This is a genomic window from Marinicauda salina, assembly GCF_003122085.1.
Taxonomy (GTDB): domain Bacteria; phylum Pseudomonadota; class Alphaproteobacteria; order Caulobacterales; family Maricaulaceae; genus Maricicauda_A; species Maricicauda_A salina.
This window is the reverse complement of the sequence record NZ_QEXV01000004.1, coordinates 12,818-31,385: the sequence shown is the minus strand read 5'-3', so window position 1 is coordinate 31,385 and position 18,568 is coordinate 12,818. Positions and strand designations below refer to the sequence as shown.

Below are 18,568 nucleotides of genomic sequence, written 5' to 3'. Positions count from 1 at the left end.
GGGCCTGTTTACCCCGTCGAAGTTTGCTCTACCCTTCAATGCCGGGGTTTTCGGGCGCGACGAGGGGTAAGCGACGATGAAGCTGCGAAGGGCGCTGCTCACCGCGGTGTTCACGGGCGCCGCGCTGGCCGCTGCGGGCTGCAGCGGCGGCAGCGGCGGCGGCGGCGGGGCCGTCGTGACGCCCCCGCCGCCGCCTCCACCACCTCCGCCGCCTCCGCCTCCCCCGCCGCCGTCGGGCGATCCCTCCGACTTCGAGACGGCGGAGTATTTCGGCGTCGGCGGCGACACGGGGCTGGCCCAGATCAACGCCTCGTCGGCCTACGCCGAAGGCGGCACCGGCGCGAGCGTCACCGTCGCCGTCGTCGACACCGGCATCGATCTCGACCATCCGGAATTCGACTCGCGCATCGCCGCGGCGAGCCGGGACATCGTGTCCAACCGCGGCGCGGACGACTCGGACGGCCACGGCACGGCCGTGGCCGGCGTCATCGGCGCGGCGAAGGACGACGTGCAGATGCACGGCGTCGCGTTTGAAAGCACCCTTCTGGCGCTCCGCACCGATGGGGTCGACAGCTGCGAATCCGACGGCGGCGACGGCTGCAGCTTCTCCGATGCGGCGACCGCCAACGCGATCGACTACGCCGTGGCGAACGGCGCGCAGGTGATCAATCTCTCGCTCGGCCGCGACGGCGAGATCAATGACGACACCTCGCTGACCTTCGCGGCGATGCGCCGGGCCGCCGACGCCGGCGTCTTCCTGGTCATCGCGGCGGGCAACGCCGACGAGGGCGAATCCCAGGGCGACCCCTCCCCCGGCTTCCCGGCGAACTTCGTCAACGATCTCGGCGCCGACGGTTACGCCGTGGCGGTCGGATCGGTGGATTCGTCGAACACGATCTCGACCTTCTCCAACCGCGCCCAGGGCGCGGAGGACTTCTATCTCGTCGCGCCGGGCGAGCGGATCCTGACGACCTATCGCGACGATCCCGACACGACGGATCTCGAGGAATACGTGCTGATCTCGGGCACCTCGATCGCCGCGCCCCACGTCGCCGGCGCGCTGGCGCTGCTGATCCAGGCTTTCCCCGATCTCACCGGCGCCGAGGCGCTGCAGATCCTCATCGACACCGCGGTCGATCTCGGCCCGACCGGCCCCGACGCGACCTACGGCTCGGGCCTGATCGATCTCGCCGCGGCGTTCCAGCCGACGGGAACCTCCACCGTGTCCGTCGCCGGCGAGGAAGTGCTCGTCGAAAGCGTGCTCGCCGCGCCGTCGGGCGCGGCCGGCGACTGGATCTGGGCGTCCGGCCTGCTCGACGGCGCGGTGCTGCGCGACGGGTACGACCGGCCGTTCCAGATCGACCCCGACACGCCCGACATTGCCGGCGCGAGCGCGCTGTCCGCGATGGAGACCGCCGCGGAGTCCGCGCTCAGGCGCACCGCGATCACCCGCGCCGGACCCGCCGAGGTCACGCTGCGCGCCGCCCCGACGCCCCATTACGCGCTCGCGAACCTGCCCGAGGAGACCTATCGCGAGGAGGCCGATCTCGCTTTCCGCTTCTCCGCGGGCGACTTCACCGCCCAGGCCGGACGCGGCTTCTCCGCGCCGCCTCCGGCGCCGGGGGCGGGCGCATCTGTGCTCTCGGAGACCATGTTCGCCGGCGCCGCGGCCGGGCTCGCCGCCGGCCGCGAGTGGGCCGCGGCCCGCTATGACGGCGAGCGGTTCGCCTTCGCCGTGCGCGCCTCCGACGGCGAGGCCGGCGCGTTCTCCGCCGCGGCCGCGACGTGGACGGCCGGCGGGCAGACGCTGGGGGTCGAGTTCGGCCGCAGCGAGGAGGCCGGCCGGGCGCTCGGCGGTCCGTTCGCCGCGCGCTTCGGCGGGCGCGACGACGCCGAGAGCGATTTCGTGGCCGCGCTGTGGTCCGGCGCGCTGCCGCTGGGCTGGACCGGCGCGGCGCGTCTGGAGCAGGTCCGCGCCGAGCTGGCCGTCCCCGCCGGCGTCAGCCTCGACGAGGACGTGATCGCGAGCGCCTGGAGCCTGGGCGCCGACCGCGCGCTGGGACCGGGCCGGCTCGGCTTCACGCTGGCCCAGCCGCTGCGCGTGGAGACCGGCGCGGTGGCGCTGGACGTTCCCGTCGTCGTCAACGAGCGCGGACGGACCGTGTTCCAGCGCCGGGAGGCGTCGCTGTCGCCGTCGGGCCGCGAGATCTCGCTCGAGACCGCCTATCGCTTCGACATCGGCGACCGGGTGAGCGCCTCGCTCGCTGCGCGCTTCACCCGCGACCCGGGCCACATCGCCGGCGCCGACGACGAGGCGCTCGTCTGGGCGGGCTTCAAGACGCGCTGGTGATCGCATCCTCCTTCCCGCCGGGCGCGAATCCGGCGATCCTGACCGTCGGGAAGGAGTACGATCATGCCTGTTCAGGACTCGCCCGAACTCTTCTGGCTCGTTCTCGTCACCCTGCTCACCGCGCTTCTGTGGGTCCCCTACATCCTGCAGCTCATGGCCCAGATGGGGCCCGTCGGCGCGCTGATGGACGCCGAGGGCCTGCATCCCCATGAGGCGAAATGGGCCCAGCGCGCCAAGCGCGCCCACTACAACGCCGTGGAGAACCTGGTGGTGTTCGCCCCGCTGGCGATCACCGTCCATGCGCTGGGCGTCGGGGACGGACTGACGGCGGGCGCGGCCGCCGTCTACTTCTTCGCGCGGCTGGCCCACTACCTGTTCCACGTCCTCGGCCTGCCGGTGGTGCGCACGCTGGCCTTCCTGGCCGGCTGGGTCTGCCAGCTCGCGCTGGCCTTCCGCCTGCTCGGCTGGATGTGAGACGACGACCGGGCCTCACCCGCCGCGGCGCGCTCGGCCTGACCGCGGCCGGCGCGCTCGCGGCGTGTTCGCGCTCCGCGCCCGCCCCCGACGGGCTGTTGCGCGTCGCGCTCGATTCCCAGCCCGACAGCCTCGATCCCCTCAAGGGCCAGTTCGCCTCCGCGGCGCTGATGTACAAGCAGCTCCACGCCCCGCTCACGGAGTACGCGCCGAGCGGCGGGCTGGCGCCGGGACTGGCCACCTCGTGGCGCTCCGAGGACGGCCGAACCTGGACCTTCCGGCTGGCGCGCGATCTTCACTGGTCCGACGGAACGCCGCTCACCGCCGAGGACGTGGTGTGGACCGCCCGGCGCGCCGTCGATCCGACGACGGGCTTCGCCGATCTCGGCGACTTCTTCGCCGTCGAGAACGCCCGCGCCGCGCTGGCCGGCGACGCCGCCCCCGAGTCCATCGGCGTCGAGGCGCCGGACGCGCGCACCGTGGTGTTCCGCCTCGACCAGCCGGTCGGCCTGTTCCCGGTGCTGATGCGCGAATTCTATCCCCTGCCGCGTCATGTCGTTGAGGCCAACCCGGAACGCTGGACCCGCGCGGAGAACTGGGTCTCGGCCGGGCCCTACGCGCTCGCCGCGACCGGGCCGCTGTCCTACGATCTCGTCCGCAACCCGCGCTTTCACGCCGGCGCCAGCGTCTCCATCGAGCGCATTCGCGTCGAGGTGGTCGAGGACGCCGCGACGCGGGCGCGCATGTTCCGCGCCGGCGATCTCGACCTCGCCGACCGGCCGCCGCCCGACCAGATCGGCTTCCTGCGCGAGCGCATCGGCGAGCAGCTGATGGCCTTCCGCGCGCCGATCCTGACCTATCTCAAGATCAATCACCGCCGGCCGGGGCTCGACGATCCGCGCGTGCGCCGCGCGCTGTCGCTGGCGATCGACCGGGCCTTCCTCAACGCCGAGTTCTTCAACGGCGCCTGCGATCCGGCCGCGACGGTGATCCCCGCCGAGGCGCCCGCCCCGCCCGCCGATCCCGATGCGGCCCGCGCCCTGCTGGAACAGGCCGGTTTCGGGGCCGACAACCCGCTGGAGGTCACGTTGCGCGCGACCTCGGGCGAACGCTCCCGGCTGGCGGTCGCGATCGTCGACGACCTGCAGCGGGCCGGCGTCGCCGCCGACATTCTCGCGACCTACCCGGTCGATCTCTACCAGGCCGTCGACGGCGGGGATTTCGACCTCGCGCTGTCGCGCTTCGACCGCGGGCTGAAATCCGACCCCAACTTCATGATGCAGCCCTTCGCCCCCGACGGCTTCGCCCATGACGGCGGCTGGGCGGGACCGGAATTCGAACGCTTCGGCGGCCTGATGGACGCCGCCCGCGCCGAGATCGACGGCGCGGCGCGCGCCGAACTCTACCGCGAGGCCGAGGCCATCCTGCTCGCCGAGCAGGCCTATATCCCGCTCATCCACGAGCGCGCCTTCTGGATGGTCTCCGACCGGGTCGCCGGCCTCGAGCCGGGCGTCCAGCCGATGCTGTGGCGCGACCTGGCGCTGGCGTGAGGCCGCTCCGCCGCGGCACACTGAGCCCATGAATCGCACGCCCTCGATCCGCGACCTGCTCTACGCCGCCGCCTGGCAGTATCTGCGCGAGGCGCTGCGCGGCCGGGCGGAGGCTTCGGTCGATCTCGACGGGTTCGCCGACTGGCTGGCGGACACCTTCGGCCAAAAGCCCCGGGCGCCGCGCGAGATCGTCATGGAGGTCGCGCTGGCCTTCGCCGAGATCGGCGGCGAACGCGTGGTGGTGGCGACGACGCCGGTGGCGGGCACCTGGATCTCGTTTCCGAGCGAAACGGCCTTCCTCGATCTGAGCGAGCGGCTCGTCGCGCGCTACCCGGAGATCCGCCACGCCAAGGATTTCGGCCAGGCCTGGCTGAAGAAGGCGTTCGAGCGAAGCGGAGGCGGCGCGTGAGCGGGTCGCGCTCAAGCCCGGCTGCGCTGCAGGCGCAGTGGCGCGATCATGTCGCCGACGCCGGATTGACCGATCCCCGCGAACGCATCGGCCGCGCCGTGATCGGCGCCTATGGCGGTTTGGGACGGCGCTATCACGATCGCGGCCACATCGCTTATCTGCTCGGCGAGATCGACCGGAATGCGAACCTGATCTCGGACATCGCCCGCTTGCGCTTCGCCGCCTGGTTTCATGACGCGGTCTACGTGACCTGGCGCAAGGACAACGAGGCGCGCAGCGCGCGATGGGCCGCAAGCGCGTTGCGGAGCATGGGAGCCTCCGACGGCTTCGCAGATCGCGTCAACGCCCTGATCCGGGCGACCGCCGATCATGCGGGCGGCGGCGCGGATGCAGACGACGATCTCTTTCTGGACATGGATTTCTCCATCCTCGGGGCGCCGCCGGAGCGCTACGACAGATACGTGCGCCAGGTGCGGCTCGAGTACTGGTGGGCGCCGCCCTGGCTTTTCCGACCGGCCCGGAAGGGCTTCATCGAGCGCGCCCTCGCCCGCGAACGGATTTTCCTGACGGATACCTACGAGAACAGGCTCGGCGATCAGGCGCGCGAAAACCTCCGGCGGGAACTGGAGAGACTCTGATCACCTCCCCCCTCGCCAAGCCCGCGAATCCGCGCTAACACCCCGGCTCAGCATTCAATCGAGCCGCGCCCCGCCGTCCGCGTCCTGCGGAGGGACGGCCGGGCCTGCGCGCGCGACAACGTCACGGTGGTGAGCCCATGCCCAAGCGGACCGACATCCAGTCCATCCTGATCATCGGCGCCGGGCCCATCATCATCGGCCAGGCCTGCGAGTTCGACTATTCGGGCGTCCAGGCGGTCAAGGCGCTGAAGGAGGAGGGCTACCGGATCATCCTGGTGAACTCCAACCCGGCGACGATCATGACCGATCCGGGGCTGGCCGACGCCACCTATGTCGAGCCGATCACGCCCGAGATGGTCGCCAAGGTGATCGAGAAGGAGCGCCCCGACGCGCTCCTGCCCACGATGGGCGGACAGACCGCGCTCAACTGCGCGCTCGAACTCGACCGCCGCGGCGTGCTCGAGCTGTTCGGCGTGGAGATGATCGGCGCGCGCGCCGACGTCATCGACAAGGCCGAAAACCGCGAGCGCTTCCGCTCGGCGATGGACAAGATCGGGCTGGAGAGCCCGCGCTCGCGCACGGTCAACTCGCTCGTCGAGGCCGAGACGGTGATGGAGGAGCTGGGGCTGCCCGCGGTGATCCGGCCCTCCTTCACGCTGGGCGGCACCGGCGGGGGCATCGCCTACAATGTCGAGGAGTTCCGCGAGATCGTCGAGCACGGCCTGGCCGCCTCGCCGGTCGAGGAGGTGCTCATCGAGGAGAGCGTGCTCGGCTGGAAGGAGTACGAGATGGAGGTCGTCCGCGACAAGGCGGACAACTGCATCATCATCTGCTCGATCGAGAACATCGACCCGATGGGCGTGCACACCGGCGACTCGGTGACCGTCGCTCCCGCCCTCACCCTCACCGACAAGGAATATCAGCGCATGCGCACCGCCTCGCTGCAGGTGCTGCGCGAGATCGGGGTGGAGACCGGCGGCTCCAACGTCCAGTTCGCGGTCAATCCCGACGACGGGCGCATGGTCGTCATCGAGATGAACCCGCGCGTGTCGCGGTCGTCGGCGCTGGCCTCCAAGGCGACCGGCTTTCCCATCGCCAAGGTCGCCGCCAAGCTCGCCGTCGGCTACACGCTCGACGAGATCGACAACGAGATCACCGGCGGCAAGACCCCGGCGAGCTTCGAGCCGACGATCGACTACGTCGTCACCAAGATGCCGCGCTTCGCCTTCGAGAAGTATCCGGGCGCGCAGAACCTGCTGACCACCTCGATGAAGTCGGTCGGCGAGGCGATGGCGATCGGGCGCACCTTCGCCGAGAGCGTCCAGAAGGCGCTCAGAAGCCTCGAGACCGGGCTGTCGGGGTTCGACGAGATCGAGATCACCGGCCTCGACGCCGCCGACACGCCGGAGGCGCGCCGCGAGGCCGTGCTCGCCGCGCTGGCGCGGCCCACGCCGGACCGGCTGCGCGTCATCGCCCAGGCCTTCCGCGAGGGCGTCGCGCTCGAGGATCTCCACGCGGTGAGCGATTACGAGCCCTGGTTCCTGCGCCAGATCGAGGAGATCGTGATCGCCGAGGAGGAGGTCGCCACGCTCGGCCTGCCCGGCGACGCCGATGGCTTCCGCGACCTCAAGGCGATGGGGTTCTCGGATGCGCGCCTGGCGCACCTGACGAAGAAGACCGAGGACGATGTCCGCGCCGCCCGCCGCGCGCTCGGCGTGCGGCCCGTCTTCAAGCGCGTCGACACCTGCGCGGCCGAGTTCGAATCCGTCACGCCCTACATGTATTCGAGCTACGAGACCGGCGCATGCGAGAGCGAGCCGACCGACCGCAAGAAGGCGATCATCCTGGGCGGCGGGCCGAACCGCATCGGCCAGGGCATCGAGTTCGACTATTGCTGCTGCCACGCCGCGTTCGCCTTCGAGGAGATGGGCGTGGAGTCCATCATGGTGAACTGCAATCCCGAGACGGTCTCGACGGATTACGACACCGCCGACCGGCTCTATTTCGAGCCGCTGACCGCCGAGGACGTGCTCGAGCTGATCGAGACGGAGAAGGCCAACGGCGAGCTTCTGGGCGTGGTCGTCCAGTACGGCGGCCAGACGCCGCTCAAGCTGGCCGCCGATCTCGAGGCCGCCGGCGTGCCGATCCTGGGCACCGCGCCCGACGCGATCGACATGGCCGAGGACCGCGAGCGCTTCAAGGCGCTGCTCGACAAGACCGGCCTGCGCCAGCCGCCCAACGCCATCGCCCGGTCCGAGGCCGAGGCCGCCGAGGCGGCCAAGCGTCTCGGCTTCCCGCTGGTGCTGCGCCCGTCCTTCGTGCTCGGCGGCCGGGCCATGGAGATCATCCGCGACGAGGAGAGCTTCGAGCGCTATATCCGCGAGGCCGTCCACGTCTCCGGCAAGGCGCCGCTGCTAATCGACCGCTATCTCACCGACGCCTCCGAGGTCGATGTCGACGCGGTGTGCGACGGCGAACGGGTCTGGGTCGCCGGCGTCATGGAGCATATCGAGGAGGCCGGCGTGCACTCGGGCGACTCGGCGTGCGCGATCCCGCCCTATTCGCTGTCGGACGACATCATCGCCGAGCTCAAGCGCGAGACCGAGGCGCTGGCTCTGGCGATCGGCGTGAAGGGGCTGATGAACGTCCAGTACGCGGTCAAGGACGGCGAGATCTACGTCATCGAGGTCAACCCGCGCGCCAGCCGCACCGTGCCCTTCGTGGCCAAGGCGATCGGCGCGCCGGTGGCCAAGATCGCCGCCAAGGTGATGGCCGGCGCGCCGCTGACCGACTTCGACACCAAGCCCGCCGATCCCGGCCATGTCGCGGTCAAGGAGGCGGTGATGCCGTTCGCCCGCTTCCCCGGCGTCGACCCGGTGCTCGGCCCGGAGATGCGCTCGACCGGCGAGGTGATGGGCATCGACGCGCGCTTCGAGGGCGCTTTCGCCAAGGCCGAGCTCGGCGCCGGCGTCCAGCTCCCCCGGACGGGGACGATCTTCGTCTCGCTCAAGGAGAACGACAAGGCGGGCATGATCGAGCCCTGCCGCCAGCTGGTCGAGCTCGGCTTCGAGCTGATCGCCACCGGCGGCACGGCCAAGACGCTCGCCGAGGCCGGCGTCGCGGTGCGCCGCATCAACAAGGTGTATGAGGGCCGCCCGCACATCGTCGACGCGATCAAGAACGGCGAGGTCCAGCTCGTGTTCAACACCACCGAGGGCCGCCAGTCGCTGATCGACAGCTACTCGATCCGGCGCACCGCGCTCGAGCTCAAGGTGCCCTGCTACACCACCGCCTCGGCGAGCCGGGCCGCCGTCCAGTCGATCGCGGCGATCGACGCAGGCGAGCTTGAACCCCGCTCGCTGCAATCCTATCGTGACGGTTCCGCTTGAAGGCGCGATCTCCGCAGGCCTAATCTCACGCTCGTCCGACGCGAGAACTGACATCCATGCAGAAAATCCCGATGACCGCCGAGGGCCACAAGGCGCTCGACGAGGAGCTGAAGCATTTGAAGACCGTGGAGCGGCCCGCCGTGATCCAGGCGATCTCGGAGGCGCGCGAGCACGGCGACCTGTCCGAGAACGCGGAGTATCACGCCGCCAAGGACCGCCAGGGCTGGATCGAGGGCCGGGTCGCCGATCTCGAGGACAAGCTCGCCCGCGCCCAGGTCATCGACGTCACGAAACTCTCGGGCGACACGGTGAAGTTCGGCGCCACGGTGACGGTCATCGACGAGGACACCGAGGAGGAGCACGCCTACAAGATCGTCGGCGAGGACGAGGCCGACGTGAAGGGCGGCAAGATCTCGCTCAGCTCCCCGATCTCGCGCGCGCTCATCAACAAGGAGGTCGGCGACGTCGTCGAGGTCAACGCGCCCGGCGGCGTGAAGTCCTACGAGATCCTGAAGGTCGAGTGGAAGTAGGCGGCGCCTATTCCTGGCTCGTCAGCGTCAGGTACATCAGCACCAAGTAGACGGCCGGCACGACGATCACGACCAGCGCCTTGGCGAGCGGCAGGCCCGGACAGCCGCAGAAGAAGAGCTGCCAGGCCACGAAGGCGTCGGCGATGAGCACGATGATCCCGCCGATCCACCAGGGCAGAAGCCGGTTGCGGTGCGCCTGAGCCATGAATCGTCTCCTCCGAGGCTGGTTGTCGAGGCCACGCTATCAACCGCGTCCGACGCGCCCTATTGCGGACGATTGCGGGGCGGGGCCGCGGCCTGTATCCCGGACGCATGACCTCGCCCGCCGCCTCCGATGAACGCGTCTGCTTCGTCGTCTCCGACGGACGGCGCGGCATCGAGAACCAGGCGCTGGGTCTCGCCGAGGCGCTGGGCCGGCTGACCCCGCTCAGGATCATGCCCGTCCACGTCCCGCGCACCGGGCCGCTGCCCGAGGCCGCCGGGATCGCGCCGGACGTGTGGATCGGCTGCGGCCGGGCGGCGGTGCGCGCCAGCGCCGCCCATCGCAAGGCCTATCCGCGCGCGGCCTTCATCTATGTCCAGGACCCGCGAAGCGCGCACGAGCGCTTCGACCTGATCGTGGCGCCGCGCCATGATCGGCTGAAGGGCGACAATGTCGTCTCCATCATCGGCTCGCCCAACCGCATCACGCCCGAACGCCTGCGCGAGGGCGCGGGCGCGTTTCGCGACAGGACCGCCGCCCTGCCCGAGCCGCGCGCCGCGGTGCTGATCGGCGGCGACTCCAAGCGCCATCGCTTCACCCGCGAGGTCGGCGACTACCTGATGGAGCGGCTGGAGGACCTGCGCGAAGCCGATGTCAGCCTGATGGTCACGACCTCGCGGCGCACGCCGCCGGACTTCACCGCCCGCGTGCGCGAACGCTTCGCCGGGGACGAGCGCGTCTGGCTGCACGACGGCGAGGGGCCGAACCCGTATTTCGCCTTCCTCGAGGCCGCCGACTGGATTCTGGTCACCGAGGACTCCACCAACATGCTCACCGAGGCCGCCGCGACGGGAACGCCGGTCTACCGCCTGCCGCTGGCGGGCCGGGCGGGCAAGTTCAAGACGCTCTACGAGGAGCTCGAGGCCGCCGGCGCGGCAAGGCCCTTCCTCGGCCGGCTCGACGCCTGGGACTACGACCCGCTTCACGAGACCGGGAACGCGGCGCGCCGGGTGCTTGAAATTCTCGACTGAGACGCCGAGGTGTTACGCTGAAATCGAGGCCCGGCCGCGAGGGGATTCGCCGCGCGCCGCAGGCGAGACGGACACGGGAAAGGACGCCGGCCATGACCGACGCACGCCATTCGAAACTCATCATCATCGGCTCCGGCGCGGCCGGCTACACCGCCGCGATCTATGCGGCGCGCGCGATGGTCAAGCCGCTGCTGATCTCGGGCCTGCAGCCCGGCGGGCAGATGACGATCACCACCGACGTGGAGAACTATCCCGGCTTCGCCGACGTCATCCAGGGCCCCTGGCTGATGGAGCAGATGAAGGCCCAGGCCGAAAACGTCGGGACCGAGATGGTCAACGACGTCATCGTCGAGGCCGATCTCTCCAGGCGCCCGTTCGAACTCAAGGGCGACAGCGGGACGACCTACACCGCCGACAGCCTGGTCATCGCCACCGGCGCCAGCGCCAAGTGGCTGGGGCTGGAGAGCGAGCAGAAATTCCAGGGCTTCGGCGTGTCGGCGTGCGCGACCTGCGACGGCTTCTTCTACAAGGGCAAGAAGGTCTTCGTCGTCGGCGGCGGCAACACCGCCGTCGAGGAGGCGCTGTTCCTGACGAATTTCGCCGAGAAGGTCGTGCTGGTGCATCGCCGCGACGAGCTGCGCGCCGAGAAAATCATGCAGGACCGGCTGTTCAACCATCCCAAGGTCGAGGTGATGTGGGACACCGTCCTCGAAGAGGTCACCGGCGAGGAGAAGCCGATGCCGTCGGTGACCGGTGTGAAGCTCAAGAACGTCAAGACCGGCGAGGTCTCCGAGCACGACGCCGACGGCGTCTTCATCGCCATCGGCCACAAGCCCGCCACCGACCTCTTCGTCGACCAGATGGAGACGAAGGACGGCGGCTATCTCGTGACCAAGCCGGACTCCACCGAGACCTCGATCCCGGGCGTGTTCGCCGCCGGCGACGTCACCGACGACAAGTACCGCCAGGCGGTGACCGCGGCGGGCATGGGCTGCATGGCCGCGCTCGAGGCCGAGCGCTGGCTGGCGGCCAAGGAAGCCGGGGATTCGAAAGAATCCGACGCGGCCTGACCCGGCGATCGCCTCACCCATGACCGATCCCGCGCCGCCCGCGATCGCGCTCGACGACGTGCGGTTCTCCTATGACCGGCGCGATCCGGACGTGCTGGCGATCGACTCGTTCGAGGTCGCCGCGGGCGAGACCGTCTTCCTGAGAGGCCGCAGCGGTTCGGGCAAGTCGACCCTGCTCGGCCTGATCGCGGGCATTCTCACCCCCGACAGCGGGACGGTCACCGTGCTCGGCGAAGCCATGTCCGCCCTGCCCGGCGCGCAGCGCGACGCCCTGCGCGCGGCGCGCATCGGCGTCATCTTCCAGATGTTCAACCTGCTGCCCTATCTCAGCGCCGGCGAGAACATCGTCTCTCCGTGCCGCTTCTCCAGCGAACGCCGCGCCGCCGCCGAGGCCGCCGGCGGGCTGACGAACGAGGCGCGCCGGCTGATGGAGCGGCTCGGCCTCGATCCGGCCGCCTACTGGCGGACATCGCCGTCGAAGCTGAGCGTCGGCCAGCAGCAGCGCGTCGCCGCCGCCCGCGCGCTGATCGGCCGGCCGGGGCTGGTGCTCGCCGACGAGCCGACCTCGGCGCTCGACGCGGATACGCGCGACGCCTTCATCACGCTCCTGATCGAGGAGTGCGAGGCCGCCGGGGCCGCGCTGCTCTTCGTCAGCCACGACGCCGCGCTGGCGCGCCATTTCGACCGCGCCGAGGATCTCGGCGCGATCAACGCCGCGGAGCCGGCATGACCGGATTTCCGCTCTTTCGCCTCGCCTGGCGCTCGATCGCCAACCGGCGCGCCACCGCGCTTCTGACCGCGCTTACCGTGGCCATCTCGGTGACGCTCTTCCTCGGCGTGGAGAAGGTCCGCCACGGCGCGCGCACGAGCTTCGAGAACACCATCTCCGGAACCGACCTCATCGTCGGGGCGCGCTCGAGCCCGGTGAACCTGCTGCTCTACGCGGTCTTCCACATCGGCGACGCGACCAACGCCATTTCCTGGGAGAGCTACCAGGCCGTGGCGAACGCGCCGGGCGTGGAGTGGACCGTCCCGATCTCGCTGGGCGACTCCCATCGCGGCTTCCGCGTCGTGGGAACCGACAACCGCTTCTTCGAACGCTATCGCTACGCTGGCGGGCGCGAGATCGGCTTCGCCCAGGGCGGCGAGATGGACGGGCTGTTCGAGGCCGTCGTCGGCGCCAGCGTGGCGCGTGAGCTCGAATATTCCGCCGGCGAGGAGATCGTCGTCGCCCATGGCGGCGGGGAGGTGAGCTTCGTCCAGCACGAGGCCAATCCCTTCACGATCGCCGGCGTGCTCGAACCCACCGGCACGCCCATAGACCGCTCGGTCTTCGTCTCGCTGGAAGCCATCGAGGCGATCCATCTCGAGGGTCCGACCGGGGCGGGCACGCATCTTCACGAGGACGAGCTTCACGAAGACGATCTCGCCGTCGACCAGATCACCGCCTTCTTCGTCGGGCTGGAGACGCCGACCGTCGCGCTCAGGCTGCAGCGCCAGATCAACACCTATCCGGGCGAGCCCCTGCAGGCGATCATCCCCGGCGTCGCGCTCACCCAGCTGTGGAGCGTCGTGGGCGCGGCCGAACGCACGCTCGCCGTCGTCGCGGCCTTCGTCGTGCTGGCCGGGCTCGTCTCCATCCTCAGCGCCATCCTCACCAGCCTCAACGAACGCCGCCGCGAGATGGCGATCCTGCGCGCGCTCGGCGCCCGGCCGCGCCACATCTTCGCGCTGCTGGTGAGCGAGGCGGCGATGCTGGCCTTCCTCGGCGCGGCGGCCGGGACGGGGATCACCTACGGCGCGCTCAGCCTCGCCGCGCCGATCCTGGAGACGCGCTACGGCATCATCCTGCCCGCGCTGGCGCCCGGGGCGTACGACGTCGCCGTCGTCGCCGGGGTGACCGCCGCCGCCGCGCTATTGGGCGTCTTCCCGGCCTGGCGGGCCTATCGCAACTCGCTCGCCGACGGCATGACGATAAGGGTGTGAGGGGGGCCATATCGAGCGTGGTGCGCGCCGAGGGAAATGGCGTGTCTCCCCGTTTCATCCCCCCGCCTTGCTCGAGATCCCCTCATCCTGAGGCGCCAGGCGAAGCCGGGCCTCGAAGGACGAGGGGATCGGGATCTCACGAGCGCGGCCGGCCGCCGCGATGCGAACCCGTGTAATAGGAACCATCCGCGCAGCGCAGAATGCAGACCCAGGCGATCATCGGCGCGCGGCTCCCGATCCTTCGAGGCTCGATCCCGAAAACGGGATCGAGCACCTCAGGATGAGGACGAGTGTTGCATTAAATTCTGGGTGGCGAGTTGGAGCATGTCCCGGCGAACCGCCAACGCTGCGTTCGCCCTCATCCCTTTCTTGCTCCCCCGCTCGCGCCGCCTCCCGACTCCGCCTATATCCACCCGATCGGGGGTGGGAGACGATCATGGACTGGGACAAGCTCAAGACCTTCCACGCCGCCGCCGAGGCGGGCTCGCTCACCGGCGCGGCCGAGCTTCTCAACCTGTCGCAATCGGCGGTCAGCCGGCAGATCTCCGCGCTCGAGGACGATCTCGGCGTGAAGCTGTTCCATCGCCATCCGCGCGGATTGCTGCTCACCGAGCCGGGCCGCCTGCTGTTCGCCGCCGCCCACGAGATGGCCGCCAAGGTCGCCGCCGCGGAATCGCTGGTCCACGACACGCGCGACGAGCCGACGGGCCTGCTGCGCGTCACCGCGCCCACGGCGATGGGCGCGATCTGGCTGGCGCCGCGGCTGGCGCGCTTCCGCGAGGCCTATCCCCAGATCCGGGTCCGGCTCATCCTCGCCGACAACGAGCTCGACATCGCCAATCTCGAGGCCGACGCGGCCATCCGGCCCTGGCCGGCGACCCAGAACGAGCTCATCCAGCGCAAGCTGATGGACGTGAGCCAGCATCTCTACGCCAGCCACGGCTATCTCGAGGCGCGCGGCGCGCCGGCCGACGCCGCCGGGCTCGACGCCCACGACATGGTCGCCTACGGCCCGCGCCATCTCGCGCCGATCCCCAATCTCAACTGGCACCTGACGATCGGCCGGCCCGACGGCGCGCCGCCGCGCGAGCCCGCCGTCGAGGTCAACACGATCAACGGCATCATGAAGGCCGCCGAAGCGGGCATGGGCGTGGCCAGCCTGCCCGACTACGTCGCCCGCGAGAACGAGCGCCTGGCGCGCGTCCTGCCCGAGATCGAGGGCCCGCCCTTCGAGACCTATTTCATCTATCCCGAGGAGCTGAAGGGCTCGCGCCGGGTGACCGCCTTCCGCGAATTCCTGGTCGAGGAGGCCCGCCGCTGGAAGCGGTGAAGGGATCGGGGCGTCTCGAAGGACGAGGGCCGGCCCACCCTCCCCACGGAGGGGGAGGGTGGGAGGAAGGGCGCTCATCTCTCGCGCCACGCCCCGGCGCGGTGTTCCGCGAAACACGCGCCGACGCCGACGTCCCGTCTCCCCTCCCGGAGGGGAGAAGTGAGATGAGGGGAGCAGGCGCGGCGCGAGCCGTTGCGTTCGCGCAGCCGCCGCCGAAACCGTCAGATCACCCCGCCCCCCGATCGTGACGACAATGCGGCGGCGGGACGGCCGGATTGTTGCGGCGCAGCAGAATTGCATAGCCGCTGCCCGCGCGCGTGGCTTCTATCGCAACAATTCCTGAAGCATATAGCCGGTCATCGACGGCGGGGCCGCGTTCCCCTCCTCCCCCTCCGGCCCCGTCGTCCCCCGCATCGCATACCGTCTCCTCCCCGACGACGTATGCAAGACTGGGCCGGGCGCCGCGACGAGCGGGCCCGGCTCTTTTTTTGCGGATGGACCCCGACTAGCGCAGCGCCGCGGCGACGCCCTGCATCGTCGCGCGCAGGGCGCCCGCCCGGCCGTCGCCCGAAAGCTCGCCGGCCAGCGCCTCGAGCCGATCGGCGAGCGCGGCGTCGCCCGCCTCGTCCTCGAAGCGGTCGGCGGCCCGCCTCAGCGTCGCGGAGATGTCCGCGGCCGTCTCGCCGGTGAGCGCCTCGTCGCGCTGCAGCTGGTCGAGATAGGCCAGCCCGACGACGGGATGGTCGGGCCAGCTGACCGGGAATTGCTGCTGCGGATTGAACGTCCCGCCCTGGTCGGCGAGCGCGGCGGCGGCGATCTCGTTCTCGCTCAGATGCTCGCTCGGCGCGAGTTCGAACACGTCGAGCCCGCGCACGATCGCCGTGGCGTAGATGCGCCCGTCATACCAGTAGGTCGACCAGTAGCCGCCGGTGACCAGGTGCTCCTCGCTGACCGGGCCGCGGTCGAAATAGGCGATCTCGACCGGCTCGGCGGGATCGGTGAAGTCGATCACCGACACCCCGCCCTGGTACCAGGCCTGGACGAAGATGTCCCGGCCGGGCACCGGAACGATCGAGCCGTTGTGGGCGACGCAGTTCTCCATCTCGGACTGCGCGGCGGGCAGCTTGTAATAGCTGCGGAACTCGAGCCGGCCGTCGACGATGTCGTAGATCGCGTCGGCGCCCCAGTCGCGCGGGTCCTGGGCGCGGCAGCGCGGCCGGCCGCCCCCGCCCCACTCGTCGGTGAAGACCACGCGGGTCCCGTCATTGGTGAAGGTCGCCGAGTGCCAGTAGGCGAAGCCGGGATCGGTCACCGCGTCGATCCGGCGCGGCGCGCGCGGGTCGGAGATGTCGAAGATGACGCCGTTGCCCGAGCACGCCCCGGCGGCGAGATCGGCCGAGGGGAAGACGGTGATGTCGTGGCACTCGTCGGTGCGGCTCGTCGTCTGCGTGCCCTCGCCGTGATCGCCGCCCTGCCAGAGCCCGGCGATGCGGCCCGTCTCGTCGTCGGCGAACACGGTCGGGCTGTCGATGATGGCCGCCTGCGACGGGTCGTCGACGGGCACGGCGATGACGTCGATGCGGAACAGCGCGGTGCGGTCGTCGCCGGGAACCTCGCCGACGCAGCCGGCGAGCTCTTCCTCCGGCCGGACCGAGCTGGTGCCCGAGTTGTAGACGATGATGACGCCGTCGGGATCCGGCCCGGAGACCACCGAATGGGTGTGCGAGCCCCGGCAGGTCTGCACCTGGCCGACCTGGCGCGGCGCGGTCGGCTCGGAGATGTCGAAGATGCGCAGGCCGCGGAAGCGCTCGGGGCTCGCATCCCCGCTCACGCCCTCGAGGCCGCAATCGACGCGCGCGCGGGTCTCCTGGACGGACATGAACAGCAGGTCGCCGACGATGGAGAGGTCGCCCTGCCCGCCCGGGCACACGACTGAGCTGATCAGGCGCGGTTCGTCGCGGTCGAGGCGGTACAGGTTGAAGCCGTGATAATTCCCCGCCGCCATCAGATCGCCGGAGAAGGCCATGTCGGTGTTGGAGAATTCGAGGAAGGGCGAGCGTTCGCCGTAGCGCGCCTCGTCTTCGTCGCTCTCCTCCTCCGCGGCCTCCTCGGGAACCGCCGGTGGCAGGCCGGCGGGATTGTCGGGATCGAAGAAGCCCGTCGGCTTGGGCAGGCTCGCCACGAGACTCAGATTGCTGATCGCCTGCTCGGCGTCGCGGAACCCGCCGGCCAGGCTCGAGCGCGGATCGCCGGACAACTCGCGCAGCAGCGCGGCCATCCGCCGGATCTCGGCCTGCTGCTCGTTCTTCACGTCGCCGACGAACTCGTAGAGGACCGGATCGTAGGCCGAGCCCGGCTGGTCGAGCAGGTGGTCGACCATCTCCACCGCGCCCTCGTGATGGGCGATCATCAGCTCCAGGAACAGCGTCTCGAACGCCGTCCCGCTGGCGTCCGCCAGCCGGGCCATCTGATCGGGCGTCGCCATGCCCGCCATCGTGCCGTGGCCGCCATGTCCGGCGTGCGGATCGTCGGCCGGGTCCGGCGCGTCCTCGCCGCGCCGGCGCAGCCAGGTCTGCATGAAGGCGATCTCGTCGGCCTGGGAGGCCTGGATCCGGCCGGCGACGGCGCGCAGGGCCGGCGAATTGGTGCGCTCATCGACCAGGACCGACATCTCGACGGCCTGGTGGTGGTGCAGGATCATGTCCTGCATGAAGCGGACATCGTCGGCCGAATAGGAGTTGCCGGCGATGCGGACGGCCTCGTCGGAGCTGAGTTGCCGCGCCGTCTCGCCGGGCGCGCCGGGCTGGACGATCGGCGCGTCCTGGGCGGCGGCGGCCGCGGTGAAGACGAGACAGGCGGCCGCGCCGCCGAGCCACGACGCTTTCAGGCTTCTGGACAGGCTGGACATGATTTCTCCCCGATTCCCTCGGGAGAAAGGTTAGCCGGCGCGGTCCACGCATCAAGCATCGACAGCGCCCGTCCTCCCGGCGCGCCGCGTCGAGATGGAAAACCCCGCCGGTCTCCAGGCGGGGTCCAGTCGGTCGGTTGGTGACGGAAAGGCGGAGCGCGCCTAGCCCAGCGTCGCGCGCAGCATCCAGGCGGTCTTCTCGTGGGCGGACACCCGCGGGGCGACGAGGTCGGCCGTCGCCTCGTCATCGTGCTCGTCGGCGAGCGCGAGCACTTCGCGGGCGGTGCGCACGACCTGCTCGTGGCCGGCGACGAGATTGGCCACCATCCCGTCGGCGTCGGGCGTCTTCTTGTCGGCCTTGATCGACGCGCTCTCCATCATCTCGTCATAGGAGATCGGCGCGTTGACGCCCAGCGCGCGGACGCGTTCGGCGATCTCGTCGACCGCCTCCCACATCTCGCGATACTGCTCCTCGAACATGTTGTGCAGCGCGTGGAAGCGCGGCCCGGTGACGTTCCAGTGATAGGCGTGCGTCTTGAAATAGAGCGCGTAGGTGTCCGCCAGCAGGCGGGTGACCGCGCCGGCCATGACCTCGCGCTGGTTTGCGCTCAGACCCATATTGATATCCATCGGGCTGTCTCCTGGTGATCGCTGCGGGCGGCTCGCGCCGCCGGAAAACTACGCCTGCAGCATGGCGCCGG

At 70.4% G+C, this 18,568-nt stretch carries 15 protein-coding genes; 12 read left to right on the top strand and 3 right to left on the bottom strand.

What is annotated here, in order from left to right:
• The first annotated feature begins 76 nt into the window (after positions 1 to 76).
• From DDZ18_RS09380 to greA, 7 genes are all read left to right on the top strand, one after another.
• Complete coding sequence (locus DDZ18_RS09380) at positions 77 to 2,350, top strand: S8 family peptidase (RefSeq protein ID WP_109253139.1); 2,274 nt, start codon at positions 77 to 79, stop codon at positions 2,348 to 2,350.
• 63 nt (positions 2,351 to 2,413) lie between these two features.
• Positions 2,414 to 2,824, top strand: coding sequence for an MAPEG family protein (locus tag DDZ18_RS09375; RefSeq protein ID WP_109253138.1), 411 nt, complete (start codon positions 2,414 to 2,416; stop codon positions 2,822 to 2,824).
• A complete protein-coding gene (locus DDZ18_RS09370) occupies positions 2,821 to 4,374 on the top strand; it encodes a peptide ABC transporter substrate-binding protein (RefSeq protein WP_109253137.1) in 1,554 nt (517 codons plus the stop codon). Before DDZ18_RS09375 ends, DDZ18_RS09370 begins: the two co-directional genes overlap by 4 nt.
• A gap of 28 nt (positions 4,375 to 4,402) precedes the next feature.
• Complete coding sequence (locus DDZ18_RS09365; RefSeq protein ID WP_109253136.1) at positions 4,403 to 4,783, top strand: hypothetical protein; 381 nt, start codon at positions 4,403 to 4,405, stop codon at positions 4,781 to 4,783.
• 98 nt (positions 4,784 to 4,881) lie between these two features.
• Positions 4,882 to 5,421, top strand: a complete 540-nt coding sequence (locus tag DDZ18_RS09360) for an HD domain-containing protein (protein ID WP_146190649.1) — start codon at positions 4,882 to 4,884, stop codon at positions 5,419 to 5,421.
• Between the two features lie 137 nt (positions 5,422 to 5,558).
• Positions 5,559 to 8,810 carry a carbamoyl-phosphate synthase large subunit gene (gene carB / locus DDZ18_RS09355; protein WP_109253134.1) on the top strand — a complete coding sequence of 1,084 codons (3,252 nt, stop codon included), beginning with the start codon at positions 5,559 to 5,561 and terminating at the stop codon, positions 8,808 to 8,810.
• 56 nt (positions 8,811 to 8,866) lie between these two features.
• Positions 8,867 to 9,340, top strand: a complete 474-nt coding sequence (gene greA / locus DDZ18_RS09350; RefSeq protein ID WP_109253133.1) for a transcription elongation factor GreA — start codon at positions 8,867 to 8,869, stop codon at positions 9,338 to 9,340.
• Positions 9,341 to 9,347: 7 nt separating this feature from the next.
• Here greA and DDZ18_RS09345 read toward each other — a convergent pair whose 3' ends face one another.
• The gene (locus DDZ18_RS09345) at positions 9,348 to 9,545 is read right to left on the bottom strand and encodes a hypothetical protein (protein ID WP_109253132.1); all 198 of its coding nucleotides are present in this window, start codon (positions 9,543 to 9,545) and stop codon (positions 9,348 to 9,350) included.
• A 107-nt stretch (positions 9,546 to 9,652) separates the two neighbouring features.
• Between DDZ18_RS09345 and DDZ18_RS09340 the strand changes: the two genes are divergently transcribed.
• From DDZ18_RS09340 to DDZ18_RS09320, 5 genes are all read left to right on the top strand, one after another.
• Positions 9,653 to 10,573 carry a mitochondrial fission ELM1 family protein gene (locus tag DDZ18_RS09340; RefSeq protein WP_109253131.1) on the top strand — a complete coding sequence of 307 codons (921 nt, stop codon included), beginning with the start codon at positions 9,653 to 9,655 and terminating at the stop codon, positions 10,571 to 10,573.
• A 92-nt stretch (positions 10,574 to 10,665) separates the two neighbouring features.
• Positions 10,666 to 11,643, top strand: a complete 978-nt coding sequence (trxB, locus tag DDZ18_RS09335; RefSeq protein ID WP_109253130.1) for a thioredoxin-disulfide reductase — start codon at positions 10,666 to 10,668, stop codon at positions 11,641 to 11,643.
• A 19-nt stretch (positions 11,644 to 11,662) separates the two neighbouring features.
• Positions 11,663 to 12,373 carry an ABC transporter ATP-binding protein gene (locus DDZ18_RS09330; RefSeq protein ID WP_109253129.1) on the top strand — a complete coding sequence of 237 codons (711 nt, stop codon included), beginning with the start codon at positions 11,663 to 11,665 and terminating at the stop codon, positions 12,371 to 12,373.
• Positions 12,370 to 13,629, top strand: a complete 1,260-nt coding sequence (locus tag DDZ18_RS09325) for an ABC transporter permease (RefSeq protein ID WP_109253128.1) — start codon at positions 12,370 to 12,372, stop codon at positions 13,627 to 13,629. Before DDZ18_RS09330 ends, DDZ18_RS09325 begins: the two co-directional genes overlap by 4 nt.
• Positions 13,630 to 14,065: 436 nt before the next feature.
• Positions 14,066 to 14,959, top strand: coding sequence for a LysR family transcriptional regulator (locus DDZ18_RS09320; RefSeq protein ID WP_109253127.1), 894 nt, complete (start codon positions 14,066 to 14,068; stop codon positions 14,957 to 14,959).
• A gap of 505 nt (positions 14,960 to 15,464) precedes the next feature.
• Here the strand turns inward: DDZ18_RS09320 and DDZ18_RS09315 are convergent.
• Together DDZ18_RS09315 and DDZ18_RS09310 are read right to left on the bottom strand one after the other, a co-directional pair.
• Positions 15,465 to 17,867: a DUF305 domain-containing protein gene (locus DDZ18_RS09315; protein WP_109253126.1), complete on the bottom strand. Its 2,403-nt coding sequence runs from the start codon at positions 17,865 to 17,867 to the stop codon at positions 15,465 to 15,467.
• Positions 17,868 to 18,029: 162 nt separating this feature from the next.
• Positions 18,030 to 18,497, bottom strand: a complete 468-nt coding sequence (locus tag DDZ18_RS09310) for a Dps family protein (protein ID WP_109253125.1) — start codon at positions 18,495 to 18,497, stop codon at positions 18,030 to 18,032.
• Positions 18,498 to 18,568 lie beyond the last annotated feature (71 nt).

Coding starts and splice junctions, on each gene's coding strand:
- DDZ18_RS09380 (WP_109253139.1), top strand. CDS start 77: ATGAAGCTGCGAAGGGCGCTGCTCACCGCGGTGTTCACGGGCGCCGCG.
- DDZ18_RS09375 (WP_109253138.1), top strand. CDS start 2,414: ATGCCTGTTCAGGACTCGCCCGAACTCTTCTGGCTCGTTCTCGTCACC.
- DDZ18_RS09365 (WP_109253136.1), top strand. CDS start 4,403: ATGAATCGCACGCCCTCGATCCGCGACCTGCTCTACGCCGCCGCCTGG.
- carB (WP_109253134.1), top strand. CDS start 5,559: ATGCCCAAGCGGACCGACATCCAGTCCATCCTGATCATCGGCGCCGGG.
- greA (WP_109253133.1), top strand. CDS start 8,867: ATGCAGAAAATCCCGATGACCGCCGAGGGCCACAAGGCGCTCGACGAG.
- DDZ18_RS09345 (WP_109253132.1), bottom strand. CDS start 9,545: ATGGCTCAGGCGCACCGCAACCGGCTTCTGCCCTGGTGGATCGGCGGG.
- DDZ18_RS09340 (WP_109253131.1), top strand. CDS start 9,653: ATGACCTCGCCCGCCGCCTCCGATGAACGCGTCTGCTTCGTCGTCTCC.
- trxB (WP_109253130.1), top strand. CDS start 10,666: ATGACCGACGCACGCCATTCGAAACTCATCATCATCGGCTCCGGCGCG.
- DDZ18_RS09330 (WP_109253129.1), top strand. CDS start 11,663: ATGACCGATCCCGCGCCGCCCGCGATCGCGCTCGACGACGTGCGGTTC.
- DDZ18_RS09325 (WP_109253128.1), top strand. CDS start 12,370: ATGACCGGATTTCCGCTCTTTCGCCTCGCCTGGCGCTCGATCGCCAAC.
- DDZ18_RS09320 (WP_109253127.1), top strand. CDS start 14,066: ATGGACTGGGACAAGCTCAAGACCTTCCACGCCGCCGCCGAGGCGGGC.
- DDZ18_RS09315 (WP_109253126.1), bottom strand. CDS start 17,867: ATGTCCAGCCTGTCCAGAAGCCTGAAAGCGTCGTGGCTCGGCGGCGCG.
- DDZ18_RS09310 (WP_109253125.1), bottom strand. CDS start 18,497: ATGGATATCAATATGGGTCTGAGCGCAAACCAGCGCGAGGTCATGGCC.